Below are 12,157 nucleotides of genomic sequence, written 5' to 3' on the forward strand. Positions count from 1 at the left end.
CAGAAACCCGGCAGAATCACTTCACGGAAATGTACAGCGCGGTGTACTCGTCGTCGCTGTTCAGAACGCCATAGATGTCGGCATTCAAGCCGCCCTTCTCATAGTCGCTGGCCAGCTTCTTGGCGGTGACAGTGGAGACGTCGTCCCCATCCTCGATGACGAAGATGGTGTAGTCGTCGGCCAGGTAATACTTGTAGGTATCCTTACCGTCGTCAACCGTCACAACGCCGGCCTTCTGGGAAACGCTGGCATTCTTGATGCCCAGGACGCTGTCGTAATCATCGCTGCCGATGGGATCGGTGACGGCCTCAGCCGCGGTGACGAAGCCGGTCTCGGAATCATACTCAACGTCGGTGAACAGGATCTGCTCGGTCTTCGCGGGAGCGAACTTGCCAGTCAGCTCGAACTTGACCTTGGTCTCCTCGCCGTTCAGGATGGCCTTGTAGCGATAGTACTTGTTATCGCCGGAATCCGTGCCTTCCTTGTCCAGCTCCATGACGAAGATGATGTCGGAGCTGTTGGAGCCGCCCTTGGAGGTGCCTTCGTCGCCCAGGGCGATGAACACGTACTCAGCGTACTTGCCGTCATAGATGGCCTGGACCTTGGCGTCATCGCCCTTAGCGGTCAGCTCGGGAGCGTTCTTGATGCCGGTGTAGACCTTGACGTCGTCATCGTCGTCGACCACCACGAACACGGTGTCCTTGGTGCCGCGCAGCTCAACGCCAGCGATCATGACGGTGTTGTCGCCGTCAACCACCGTGGTCTCCTCGTCCTTGTTAAAGTCAGCGCCCTTCTGATCCTTCTCGATGTCCAGATCATACTTGCCGTTCTTCTCGGTGAACTTGAACCACTGGCCGGCAGCGTGGCCGTTGACCTTCTCATCCTTGAAGTCCTTGCCCTTGACGTCCTCACCGTCGATCTCATCGATGGTGATCTCGTCCTCGGTGCCGTCCAGGAAGTAGGCGTAGGCAACGATCTTGGAGTTGACGCTCAGGTTGCTGCTGGTATCGAACTCAGCGATGTAGACATAATCGTCGTTGCCGTCATCGCCGTCCACATAGATGATGTAGCCATAGGCGTCCAGATAAGCCTCATAGTCATCATCGATGGAGTAGGTCATCTTCTCGGAATCGGAGAAGGTGGCGGAGTACTCATACTCGGTGCCGCCCAGGGTCACGGTGTCGTCCTTGACATACTCGGTAACAGTGCCGGTGACCTTCTCAGCCTTGGCAATGGACTTGATCTCGCCGTTGGCCACGGTGACCAGGACATAGTCCTCGTCCTCGAAGGTATCCAGGTTGTCGAAATCGTCAGCGGACAGAACCTCCTCGCCGTCCTCCAGCTCGGGAGCGTCGGGAGCATAGCCGGCGTCGTTGGCGTCGACCTCGGTGAGGGTCAGCTCTTCGTCGTCCTCATCATAGTCGCCGTCCACCTGCATCAGGAAGGTGCGGACCAGGGTGATGGTGGCCTCTTCCTCGTCCTCGTCATAAAAGACCTCGGTCAGAGTGCCGTTGCCGCCGATCTTCTCATCAGCGGGATCGCCGGTGCGCTTGACGAACTCATAGTAGGCGTTCTGACCCTCGCCCAGCTTCTTGTTCAGGTCCTTCAGAGTGACGGGCTCGCCGTCGCGATAAGCGCTCCAGGTGTAGTCCTTGGGGTCGATGTCTGTGTCGGCCTTGATGGTCTTGCCCTTGACCTTGGCGGTGTAGGAGGCGTCAGCCTTGTCAGCGTAGGTGCCGACTTCCTTGTTCTTGATCTTCCACTTGTCAGCGGGACGGCCGAAGTCATCGGTGGTTCTGGTGACTTTCAGGTCCTCGAAGTACTTCTCGGCGAACTGCAGGAAGGGCTTCTTCATCGTTAAAGTGGTAATAAAAGGACTGCCGCCGGATACCACACCGGTCCGCCAGCTCCCGCACGCGGATCTGCTCCAGCGGCTTTTCCCGCAGCAGCTCCTGCATTGCAGCTTCCAGCGCTATCTTGGTACGTGTCTCCTGTAACTCAGTTTGCATAGCATCCGCTCCTAAGATTGATCCGTATTTTTCATCATTACGTCCCAGTATAGCATATTTCTCCCTCAACACGAGGCGGACACAGCTCTTTGAAACAGGCAAAAGGCGCTCCCCCGCCGTTTGCCCAGCAAGCGTCAATTTAATATTCAAAATTATAATACGAAAAATTGAACCTACCTTGAAATTTCGCCAATTGCATCCAAGAAAAAATTAAGGTATACTGATTTCACATGCAATGGAGGAGTGCCGCTATGAAGATCCTGGTCCTTTCCGATTCCCACGGGAATGTTTCCAATATGGCCGCCGCTGTGGAGCAGACTGCCCCCCGGATGATCTTTCACCTGGGAGACTGCTGGCGGGACGCGGAAAAGCTCCACGACCTGTTCCCGGACATTCCGCTGGAGCAGGTGCCCGGCAACTGCGACTACCGCCCCTCGGAGCCGGCGGAAAAGCTGCTTTTCGTGGAGGACAAGCGCATCCTTTTGTGCCACGGCCACACCTACGGCGTCAAGCAGTCTCTGCTGACTGCCGGCTACGCGGCGGAGGAGCAGAACCTGGACCTGTTCCTCTTCGGCCACACCCACCGTCCTTTGGTTGACCGGCGGGGAAAGACGCTGTTTGTGAATCCCGGCAGCATCGGAGACTACCGCCGTCCCTTTTACGCCGTTGTTACCATTGTCAATGGTAAGCTGGATGGCCGCGCTGTGCCTTTGGAGCGGTCCTGGTAAAGGCAAAAAACACCTCCCGGCATCACCGGGAGGTGTTTTTTTCTTCTTATTCATGCTCATGGCCACAGGTCTCACAGTGGCCGTCACAGGCGTTCAGCTCATCGCCGTAGGGGATGCCATTTTTGTCGTAGTAGTCCTTTACCGCCGCCCGGACAGCCTCCTCCGCCAGCACGGAGCAGTGGATCTTGTGGGCAGGCAGGCCGTCCAGCGCCTCCACCACCGCCTTGTTGGAAAGCTGCAGCGCCTCGGAGACCGGCTTGCCTTTGATGAGCTCCGTGGCCATGGAGCTGGTGGCGATGGCGCTGCCGCAGCCGAAGGTGTTGAACTTCACGTCGGTGATGACCTGTGTCGCAGGGTCTACCTTGATATACATCCGCATGATATCGCCGCACTTGGCGTTGCCCACCTCGCCAATGCCGTCGGCGTCCTCCATCTTGCCCACGTTCCGGGGATGCTGGAAGTGGTCCATTACCTTATCGCTGTATAAAGCCATTTTACAATGCTCCTTTCAGATGAGATGGGGCCGCTGGCCCTTCTCCAGTTCGTCCCACACGGGGGACATGTCCCGTAGGTACTCGATGATGCCCGGCAGGACCTCCAAAATATAATCCACTTCCTCGGGCTTGTTGTACTCACTGAGGCTCAGCCGCAGGGAGCCGTGAGCCACCTCGTGGGGCCGTCCCAGGGCCAGCAGCACGTGGCTGGGGTCCAGGGAGCCGGAGGTGCAGGCGCTGCCGGAAGAGGCGGCGATGCCCTTGGCGTCCAGCAGCAGAAGCAGGGATTCGCCCTCGATACCCTCGAAGCAGAAGTTGACGTTTCCAGGCAGGCGGCGGACGCTGTCGCCGTTGAGAACAGAATGAGGAATGGCGGAAAGGCCCGCAATGAGCTTGTCCCGCATGGGCGTTACATAGGCGGCGTTTTTCTCCAGATTGGTACAGGCCTCCTCAAAAGCCGCCGCGGCGCCGCAGATGCCGGGGACGTTTTCCGTGCCGGCCCGCTTGCCCCGCTCCTGGCCGCCGCCGTAAATGACATTCTCCAGGGCGATGCCCCGGCGGGCAAACAGGACGCCCACGCCCTTGGGGCCGTGGAACTTGTGGGCGGACAGGGACAGCATGTCGATGTGCAGAGCCTCTACGTCGATGGGCAGGTGGCCCGCCGCCTGGACCGCGTCCGTGTGGAACAGGACGCCGGCTTCCTTGCACACGGCGCCGATCTCGCCGATGGGCTGGATGGTGCCGATCTCGTTGTTGGCGAACATGACGCTCACCAGGCAGGTGTCCGGCCGGATGGCCTCCTTCACCTGCCGGGCCGTCACCACGCCGTCCGGCGGGATGTCCAGCAGCGTCACCTCATAGCCCTCCTTCTCCAGGGCCTGGAGGGTGTGGAGAATGGCATGGTGCTCAAACTTTGTGGAGATGATGTGCTTTTTCCCCTTTCGGGCACCCAAGGCCGCCGCGGAACGCAGGGCTTGGTTGTCCGCCTCGCTGCCGCCGGAGGTAAAGGTGATCTCCCGGGGCTGGGCATTCAGGCAACGGGCAAAGGTCTCCCGGGCCGCCGCCAGCTTCTCCGCCGCCAGCTGGCCGGTGGTATACAGGCTGGAGGGGTTTCCGTAAAATTCTTGAAAGCAGGGCAGCATGGCTGCCAGTGCTGCATCGCTGACCGCGGTGGTGGCCGCGTTATCTGCGTAGACGTTCATAGTGGTCCTCCTATTCCTAGTTATTTACTATGATATAGTCATAACACAGGATTTCACAGTTGTCAAGTAGGAATTGAGTGGAATAAAAGGAGAAGCCGGGATCTCCGGCTTCTCTTTTACACGGGCGGTGACGGCGGCAGGCATGGCCAGGTATTCCTCCAGGCACAATCCGCTCTCATGGAGGGCCTCCGCCAGGGGGCGGCCCACGTAGCGGTAGTGCCACGGCTCGTAGCCAATGCCGGTGATCTCGCTTTTGTCCGTTGGGTAGCGCAGGATGAAGCCGTATTCCCAGCTGTGGGCCATGAGCCACTGCTGCTCCGGCGTTTCCGCCTGCTTTTCGTTCAGATACTGGTAGTTTGCGGACACCAGGTCCAGCGCCAGGCCTGTTTGGTGCTCGCTGGTGCCTGGCACTGCCACCCAGCGGGCGGCTTCCCGCTCCGCCTCTTCCCGGCCAAGGCCGGCGGCGTGAAGGCGGGCGATCTTGTTTTTATGTAGGCGGGTCTGCGTGGCCGCGTCCCGGTAGGCGGAGCAGATTTTTGGCTTCAGCCCCACCGCCCGGCAATCCCGCAGCATGGCTGAAAGGTCGGCACAGATGCGCTTGTCCGCCTTCATGCCGTTTTCCAGCGTGGCAAGCTCCACGGCAAAATCCTCGGGCAGCGGGTTGCTGCCGTTGACCAGCAGCCGCTGCCAGTCCTCAACTTCAGATGGCATAGTGGCCGCCTCCACCGCAAGCTCCAGCGACTCCGCCGGCTCCACCGCCCGGACAGGCCCGCTCAAGGCCAGCATGGCCGCAGCCAGCACCAGGCACCGCTGCAGATATCGTTTGTTCAATGCGTTCATCGGTCCTCTCCTGCCGCCGAAGCGGCCCGCGTTTTCATGTGACTGTGCATTTATCATACCGCCCAATTTTTGCAAAAACAAGGATAAATTGGAGAGGAAGTGAAAAAGGGACCGGCCGAAAGCCGGTCCCTTTTGGGAAGCAGGTCGATTACTTGTACAGCTCGGGCTTCTCCATGGTCTCCACCTTCAAGAAGGTAGAGGTGCCGCGGGAGGCATTCAGCGCATCGCCGGCGACGCAGGCAACATAGCCGTCCCAAGCAGAGGGGCCGGTCAGCTTGCCGGCGTGGACGGACTCCACCCACTTGCAGAACTCGATGTCGTAGGCCTCGATGAAGCGCTCCTTCCAGTCGGTCATGATGGGCATGGACTCGGCGGGATTCAAGCTGTCCCAGCCCTGGGGACGGGAGCGGCGGACCACAGCATAGGGATCGGGCAGCTTCACGGTGCCGTTCTCGCAGACGACCTCGCACTGGATGTCATAGCCGTAGCCATCGGCCACCTGGACCTCCACGTCGATGAAGCAGCCCTTCTTGGTGCGCATCAGCATGACCTGGGGGTTGTCATAGCCCTTGTTGGAGTTGGCGGACTGGCGGACCTTCACACACTGCACGTCCTCATACTCGTCGTCCAGCAGCCAGCGGCAGATGTCCAGCTCGTGGATGGCCACGTTGGTGACGCCGTTCTCGGTCTTGAAGCCCGGGCCCTGGGAGACGTTGCGGTGGCAGGCCTTGATCAGCAGGGGAGCGCCCAGCTCGCCGGAGTCGATGATGCGCTTCATCTCGGCGTAGCCGCGGTCATAGTGGCGCATGAAGCCCACCTGCACCAGGCGCTTGCCGATCTCCAGCTCGCGGTTGATGATCTCCTCGCAGTCCTTGGCGTTCTGGCTCAGGGGCTTCTCGCAGAAGCACCACTTCTCCTCGGCCAGGGTCTTCATGACATAGTCATGATGGGTGGGGTCGATGGAGGTGATGACAACGGCTTCCACCTCGGGGTCCTTGATCATGCCGTCGCAGTCATTGCCGAAGGAGCGGATGCCATACTTGGCGGCGGTATCGTCAGCGGCAGCGGCCACATAGTCGGACACGGCCACGACGGTGGCGCCGGGGACGGTCTCGATGATGCGGCGGCAATGATCGCGGCCGATAGCGCCGCAGCCGATGATACCGATTTTCAGAACCTTATCCATGTTGATTACCTTCCTTTTCTTTTATAAAGTGGTAGGATTTTTGAGAAAGGGGCTAGGGGAAACCACAGGTTTCCCCAGTTGATTTGCCAGTGGCAAATCAAGAATGTTCAATCATTTTCGCCGCGGCGTGTACGTGGCGAAAATACCTTGACCCAGCCGCCTTGGGCGGTGTTCACCAGTGACCGACGTCACTGGTGAGGGAAAGGTCGAGGGAGGGGGGCTGCTCCCCCTCGAGGATCAATACTTCCGTGCGTCCTTCACATGCTCCAGATGGGACGCATAGGCGTCCAGGTTCTCCTGGCGCTCGGACACCTCGGTGTCACCCACGCGCCACCAGGAGCCATAGCCGTCGGTCATGGTCTTGGGCAGGACCTTGATGTCAAACAGGACGGGCTGGTTCTTGACCTTCTTGGCGTCCTCAAAGGCGGCCACCAGCTCCTCCATGGTGCGGATGGAATAGGCCTTGCAGCCGTAGCCTTCCGCCACCTTGGCGTAGTTGATGTTCAAGAAGTCGCCGAAGAGACCGTCCTTGTTGCGGTAGCGCAGCTCGGTGCACAGGGTCTTGTTGCCGTGGCCCACCTGCAGGTTGTTGATGCAGCCGAAGGAGGCGTTATCAAACAGGCAGATGTTGATCTTCTTGCGCTCCATGACAGCGGTCACCAGCTCACCGTGGAGCATGTTGAAGCTGCCGTCGCCGCACATGGCGTAGACCTCGCGCTTGTCGCCGATGGCCAGCTTCACGCCCAGGGCGCCCGCGATCTCATAGCCCATGGTGGAATAGCCGTACTCCATGTTATAGCAGTCGATGCCGGTGGGGCGCCACATGCGCTGCATATCACCGGGCAGAGAGCCGGCGGCGCCGATGGCCACGTCGCCCTCACTCATCATATGGTTGATGGCGCCCAGAACGGTGGTCTGGCACAGGGCGGCGTCCAGGTCCTTGGCAAAACGCTTGGCGGAGTCGGCGTTGGCGTCGTTGATGATGGGCTTCCAGGACTTCTTGTCCTCAAAGACGATGCTGTCCAGGCGGTCCAGCTCCTTCTGCCACTTCTCGCGGGCAGCGGTGACCTCCGTGGTGTAGGGGGCCTTGTAGCCGTCCAGCTTGGCAAGCAGGCGGGGCAGGGTGTCCTTGGCGTCGGCCACCACGGGGATGGCCTCCATCTTCAAGGCCTGGAACTCGGAGACGTTGATGTTGACGAACTTGCAGGTATCCTTGAACAGCCACTTGGAGGCGGTGGTGAAGTCGGTATAGCGGGTGCCGACACCGATGACCAGGTCCGCCTTCTTAGCGATGTCGTTGGCGGCGGAGCAGCCGGTGACGCCGACACCGCCCAGGTTCAGAGGATGGGTCCACTCGATGGCGCTCTTGCCGGCCTGGGTCTCGGCAAAGGGAATGCCGGTGGCCTCGGCAAAGGCACGGAACTCCTCGTGAGCCTCAGAGTAGCGGACGCCGCCGCCGCAGATCAGCATGGGACGCTTGGCCTTCTTGATGGCCTCGGCGGCATCGTTCAGAGCGGCCTCGGTGGCGGGGCGGCGCTCCAGGCGCCACACGCGCTTTTTGAAGAAGCTCTCGGGATAATCATAGGCCTCGCCCTCCACATCCTGGGGCATGGCGATGCAGACGGCGCCGGTGTTGGCGGGGTCGGTCAGCACCCGGAAAGCGGACAGCATGGCGCTCATCAGCTGCTCGGGGCGGACGACGCGGTCCCAGTAGCGGCAGACGGCCTTGAAGGCGTCGTTGGTGGAGATGGAGAGGTTGTGGGTCTGCTCCACCTGCTGCAGGACGGGGTCAGGCTGGCGGCAGGCGTACACGTCGCCGGGCAGCACCAGCAGGGGGATGTTGTTGGCGGTGGCGGTGCCGCAGGCGGTGACCATGTTGGCGGCGCCGGGGCCCACGGAAGAGGTGGCCACGCAGATCTGCTTGCGCTTCATCTGCTTGGCGAAGGCCACGGCGGCCTGGGCCATACCCTGTTCGTTCTGGCCGTGCCAGACCTCCAGGTGCTTGGCCTCCTGGGTCAGCGCCTGGCCGAAGCCCACCACGTTGCCGTGGCCGGGAATGATGAACACACCGCGGACAAAGCGGTTCTGAACGCCGTCCACCTCGATATACTGGTTCTCCAAGAACCGGACCAGGGCCTGGGCCATGGTCAAACGAACGGTTTTCATGGGAATCTTACCTCCTGTCAATGATTGGGATAGATGTGGTCGTTGGCATCAGCCTTCCACAGCCATTCATGCTCCTCGTCGTCGATCCGGGTCTTGTCCCAGGGGTCGCCGTCCAGATGGCGGATGCCCCAGGCATAGCACATGGCGTAGCCGGGCGCGGCGGTCTGGGAGTGGAAACCGTGGTTGATGACAGCCAGGCCATTGTGGCCGGTCTGGAAGATCTCACCGTTGGCAAAGCCCGCGCCGAAGCCGGCGGGATAGTCAAAGCGGTAGAAATAGACCTCGGGCTGGGGATGATGGTGGGGGGGATAGGAGGACCACTTGCCGGGATGGTTCAAGACCTCGCCCAGGACCATGTTGGAAAACGGCGCGTTGTCCAGGTCGAAGAAGGTCTTGATCTCCCGTTCCATGCAGCCCATCAGCTCACCATTGGAGCCCTTGTACTCGGTCTGCACGGTCTCGGGCGTGTACATAACAGCCTCATAGGGCTTGTCGTTCAGCGTCTTTTGGATGTACAGCTCGCTGTGGCCGTGGGCAGTCAGCGTGATCTTCGTGCCCTTGCCGGCCAGCAGGCAGTAGGCCTCATGGTGGAAGCAGTCGGGACGGTCGGCTTCCACCTTCTTGCCGGACCACTCATAGGTGACCTTGCCGGAGAACAGCAGGACGGCAACCTCCTTTTCCGCCTCGTCAAAGACGAAGGTATCGCCGTCTTCCATCAGCAGGAGTCCAACGTCCATCTGGGTGCCCATGTCGTCCACGGCGGTGTCGATATAGGCGTTATATCCGTTTTTCAGCTGGGCGTTCTTGTTAAAATAAGTCATCGGATATCATCTCCAAACTAATAATGTAAGCATATGCAAAGAGGGAGGCCCGCTCCCTCCAGGCATCTTACAGGCCGGTGTGCTCCGCGATGTACTTGCGGCCCTTCATGGCATACTCCAGAGGATTGGCCTTGGCGGGGTCCTGCTCGGCCTCCACCAGCAGCCAGCCCTGGTAGCCGGCGTCCGCCAGCACCTTGAACACGGGGTCAAAGTCCACATCGCCGTCGCCGGGCACGGTAAACGCGCCGTTGCGGACGGACTGCAGGAAGCTCCAGTTGTTCTTGCGGGCCTCTTCGACCACGGGCAGACGCATGTCCTTCAGATGGACGTGGCCCACCCGGTCCACATACTTCTTCAGCATGGCCAGGGGGTCCTCGCCGGCGAAGGTGAAGTGGCCGGTATCATAGCACAGGAAGACATAGCGGGGATCGGTGTTGGCCATCATGCGGTCCGTCTCCTCGGAGGTCTGGACCACGGTGCCCATGTGATGGTGGAAGCACAGCTTGAAGCCGCGGTCAGCGGCGATCTTGCCCAGGGTGTTCAAACCGGCGCAGAAACGGTCCCACTCCTCATCGTTCATGACGTGCTTGTGGCCGCCGGTGAGAATGGGGGTGTCCATCTGGCCCTGGATGGAGTAGCTCTGCTCGCTGACGTTGATGTGGTTGGCGCCCACGGCAGCCAGGAAGTCCAGGTTGGCGGTGAAATCGGCGATCTCCTCCTCCATGGGACGGGTCAGAATGAAGGAAGAATACCAGCGGCTGGCAATACGCATGCCCCGCAGGTCCAGAGCCTTCTTCAGCTCGGCGGGGTCGGTGGGATACTTGTTGCCGATCTCGCAGCCGGTGAAGCCGGCCAGGGCCATCTCGCTGACGATCTGCTGGAAGGTATTCTCAGCGCCCAGCTCGGGCATATCGTCGTTGCACCAGCCAATGGGTGCGATACCAAGGAATACGTGATTCTGATCGAACATGGGAAACGTCCTCCTCATATAAAAATATAATGACAGGATTCGCCCGGCCGCAGCCGGCAGCCGGGAGCGCGGCGCCCACGTTTTTCTGTGTTCGTTCACAGAAGTCCTTGCAAAACAAGAGACGTAAGCGTTTTCGCTATTTAAGAAAGTATCATTGTTGCCCGGAAAATGCAATGCTTTTTCCCGAGCCTCCATGATTTTTTCCAATTTAGCCAAAGGTTCTCCCGAATTTTTTGCAGATATGACAGTCCATTTTTCTGGTAATATGATGGTTATGTTTTTATAATCTCTCCGTCCACTGCGGACAAGTGTTCCCCTGTGCGGGCCTGGAAATTTTTTCACACAAACATTTTACCTTCTTTTTACTTATATTTTAAATTTCGCAGATGATTTTTGTTTGCCTCCACAAAAACATACAAGTTTTTTCTGCAATAGTACACATAAATTGTGCAGACTATTGACTTGATTTTTATTTTAGTGGTAGAATTCTTTCAGATTTACCGGAGATCATGCCTGTGTTTTTTAGGTTTGATTTACGGAATTTAATCAAAGAAGGAGAAAAGAAGCACCATGAAAAAGTTTTTTGCACTGTCCATGGCTCTTGTCATGGCCCTGTCTCTGATGGCTTGCGGCAGCAAGAAGGAAGAGGCTCCCGCCCCCGCCGAGACTCCCGCCGCCACCGAGCAGAGCGGTGAGCAGGAGTACAACATCTCCGTTATTCTGAAGACCACCTCCTCCGAGTACTGGGGCTACGTCGTGGCCGGCGCCGAGGCCTATGAGAAGGATCATCCCAATGTTCACGTTGAGGTGAAGGGCGCTACCTCCGAGACCGCTTATGATGAGCAGCAGAACATGATCGAGACCGACATGAACAACGCCGACATCGATGGTTATGTCATCGCTCCCCTGCAGGCCGACATGGTGGCCAACATGATCAAGGGCCAGACCAAGCCCATCGTCGCCGTTGACACCAACATTGAGGCTCCCGAGGTCCTGTCCTTCGTCGGTACCGGCAACGAGGCCGCCGGCAAGCTGGGCGGCGAGGCTGCTGCCAAGCTGGCCAAGGAGCGCGGCTGGGAAGAGATCAAGTGCATCGAGATCGCCGGCGTTCAGGGTGACTCCACCAACGAGGCCCGTATGAAGGGCTACGCTGCTGGTATCGAGGCTGCTGGCGGCACCTTCCTGTATGACGAGGTCCAGTACGCCAACGCCGTGGCCGACCAGGCTGTTACCTGCATGGAGGCTATCATGCAGAACCATCCCGAGGGCATCGCTGTCATCTGCGCCAACAACGACGATATGGCCATGGCCGCTGCTCGTGCCGCTGCCGGCAATGAGGCTTATGCCAACACCGTGTTCCTGGGCTTCGACGGCATCCAGTCCGCCTGCAAGTCCATCCTGGCCGGCGAAGAGACCATGTCTGTCTGCCAGCAGGGCTTCACCATGGGCTATGAGTCCGTTGACGCCGTGGTCTGCGCCCTGCAGGGCGAGACCCTGGATTCCTTCATCGACGCCGGTGCTTCCATCGTCGATCCCGACACCGCCCAGGCCCGTCTGGAAGAGCTGCAGGGCTATCTGGCTTGATCCGCTCTCCAGTACATAACAAACCGCATATAACATGAGGAATGGGTCCCGTCCCGGCAAAAGTGGGACGGGACCCCGTTCCGGTTTCCCCCGGCCGCCGGCCGGCACGCGGGCGCCTGCCCGTTTTTTCTGCATTTCCCCGCTGAGAGGTGCATTT

Annotated in this window: 11 protein-coding genes; 2 read left to right on the top strand and 9 right to left on the bottom strand. The window is 59.5% G+C overall.

Annotation, left to right across the window (positions count from 1 at the left end; translation table 11 throughout):
- Positions 1 to 16: 16 nt before the first annotated feature.
- Positions 17 to 1,855: a hypothetical protein gene (locus tag ACTQ4R_RS07290; protein ID WP_441627286.1), complete on the bottom strand. Its 1,839-nt coding sequence runs from the start codon at positions 1,853 to 1,855 to the stop codon at positions 17 to 19.
- Positions 1,785 to 2,159, bottom strand: a complete 375-nt coding sequence (locus tag ACTQ4R_RS07295; RefSeq protein ID WP_441627288.1) for a TetR family transcriptional regulator — start codon at positions 2,157 to 2,159, stop codon at positions 1,785 to 1,787. Before ACTQ4R_RS07295 ends, ACTQ4R_RS07290 begins: the two co-directional genes overlap by 71 nt.
- A gap of 101 nt (positions 2,160 to 2,260) precedes the next feature.
- On the opposite strand from ACTQ4R_RS07295, the gene ACTQ4R_RS07300 reads away from it, so the two are divergent.
- On the top strand, positions 2,261 to 2,737 hold the full coding sequence (locus ACTQ4R_RS07300; protein ID WP_441627289.1) for a YfcE family phosphodiesterase: 477 nt from the start codon (positions 2,261 to 2,263) through the stop codon (positions 2,735 to 2,737).
- A gap of 46 nt (positions 2,738 to 2,783) precedes the next feature.
- Here the strand turns inward: ACTQ4R_RS07300 and nifU are convergent, their stop codons facing one another.
- The 7 genes from nifU to iolE all read right to left on the bottom strand — a co-directional run bounded on the left by nifU (position 2,784) and on the right by iolE (position 10,416).
- A complete protein-coding gene (nifU, locus tag ACTQ4R_RS07305) occupies positions 2,784 to 3,230 on the bottom strand; it encodes a Fe-S cluster assembly scaffold protein NifU (protein ID WP_441627291.1) in 447 nt (148 codons plus the stop codon).
- Between the two features lie 15 nt (positions 3,231 to 3,245).
- Positions 3,246 to 4,433, bottom strand: a complete 1,188-nt coding sequence (gene nifS / locus ACTQ4R_RS07310) for a cysteine desulfurase NifS (RefSeq protein ID WP_441627293.1) — start codon at positions 4,431 to 4,433, stop codon at positions 3,246 to 3,248.
- Positions 4,434 to 4,460: 27 nt separating this feature from the next.
- On the bottom strand, positions 4,461 to 5,273 hold the full coding sequence (locus tag ACTQ4R_RS07315; RefSeq protein WP_441627295.1) for a M15 family metallopeptidase: 813 nt from the start codon (positions 5,271 to 5,273) through the stop codon (positions 4,461 to 4,463).
- Positions 5,274 to 5,421: 148 nt separating this feature from the next.
- Positions 5,422 to 6,459, bottom strand: a complete 1,038-nt coding sequence (locus ACTQ4R_RS07320; RefSeq protein WP_441627297.1) for a Gfo/Idh/MocA family protein — start codon at positions 6,457 to 6,459, stop codon at positions 5,422 to 5,424.
- Between the two features lie 237 nt (positions 6,460 to 6,696).
- Positions 6,697 to 8,625, bottom strand: coding sequence for a 3D-(3,5/4)-trihydroxycyclohexane-1,2-dione acylhydrolase (decyclizing) (gene iolD, locus ACTQ4R_RS07325; RefSeq protein WP_441627299.1), 1,929 nt, complete (start codon positions 8,623 to 8,625; stop codon positions 6,697 to 6,699).
- Between the two features lie 17 nt (positions 8,626 to 8,642).
- A complete protein-coding gene (locus ACTQ4R_RS07330) occupies positions 8,643 to 9,446 on the bottom strand; it encodes a 5-deoxy-glucuronate isomerase (protein WP_441627301.1) in 804 nt (267 codons plus the stop codon).
- A 67-nt stretch (positions 9,447 to 9,513) separates the two neighbouring features.
- Entirely contained in the window at positions 9,514 to 10,416 is a 903-nt protein-coding gene (gene iolE, locus ACTQ4R_RS07335; protein ID WP_441627302.1) for a myo-inosose-2 dehydratase, read from the bottom strand.
- Between the two features lie 570 nt (positions 10,417 to 10,986).
- Between iolE and ACTQ4R_RS07340 the strand changes: the two genes are divergently transcribed.
- Positions 10,987 to 12,000, top strand: coding sequence for a sugar ABC transporter substrate-binding protein (locus ACTQ4R_RS07340; RefSeq protein ID WP_441627304.1), 1,014 nt, complete (start codon positions 10,987 to 10,989; stop codon positions 11,998 to 12,000).
- Positions 12,001 to 12,157: the final 157 nt, after the last annotated feature.

The sequence above is a fragment of the Dysosmobacter sp. Sow4_B12 genome, from assembly GCF_052116665.1.
GTDB lineage: Bacteria > Bacillota > Clostridia > Oscillospirales > Oscillospiraceae > Oscillibacter.

What these genes read in the sequence shown, in the direction of transcription:
- ACTQ4R_RS07330 (WP_441627301.1), bottom strand. Translation starts at nt 9,446, where the DNA reads ATGACTTATTTTAACAAGAACGCCCAGCTGAAAAACGGATATAACGCC.
- iolD (WP_441627299.1), bottom strand. Translation starts at nt 8,625, where the DNA reads ATGAAAACCGTTCGTTTGACCATGGCCCAGGCCCTGGTCCGGTTCTTG.
- ACTQ4R_RS07290 (WP_441627286.1), bottom strand. Translation starts at nt 1,855, where the DNA reads ATGAAGAAGCCCTTCCTGCAGTTCGCCGAGAAGTACTTCGAGGACCTG.
- nifU (WP_441627291.1), bottom strand. Translation starts at nt 3,230, where the DNA reads ATGGCTTTATACAGCGATAAGGTAATGGACCACTTCCAGCATCCCCGG.
- nifS (WP_441627293.1), bottom strand. Translation starts at nt 4,433, where the DNA reads ATGAACGTCTACGCAGATAACGCGGCCACCACCGCGGTCAGCGATGCA.
- ACTQ4R_RS07315 (WP_441627295.1), bottom strand. Translation starts at nt 5,273, where the DNA reads ATGAACGCATTGAACAAACGATATCTGCAGCGGTGCCTGGTGCTGGCT.
- ACTQ4R_RS07320 (WP_441627297.1), bottom strand. Translation starts at nt 6,459, where the DNA reads ATGGATAAGGTTCTGAAAATCGGTATCATCGGCTGCGGCGCTATCGGC.
- ACTQ4R_RS07300 (WP_441627289.1), top strand. Translation starts at nt 2,261, where the DNA reads ATGAAGATCCTGGTCCTTTCCGATTCCCACGGGAATGTTTCCAATATG.
- ACTQ4R_RS07340 (WP_441627304.1), top strand. Translation starts at nt 10,987, where the DNA reads ATGAAAAAGTTTTTTGCACTGTCCATGGCTCTTGTCATGGCCCTGTCT.
- iolE (WP_441627302.1), bottom strand. Translation starts at nt 10,416, where the DNA reads ATGTTCGATCAGAATCACGTATTCCTTGGTATCGCACCCATTGGCTGG.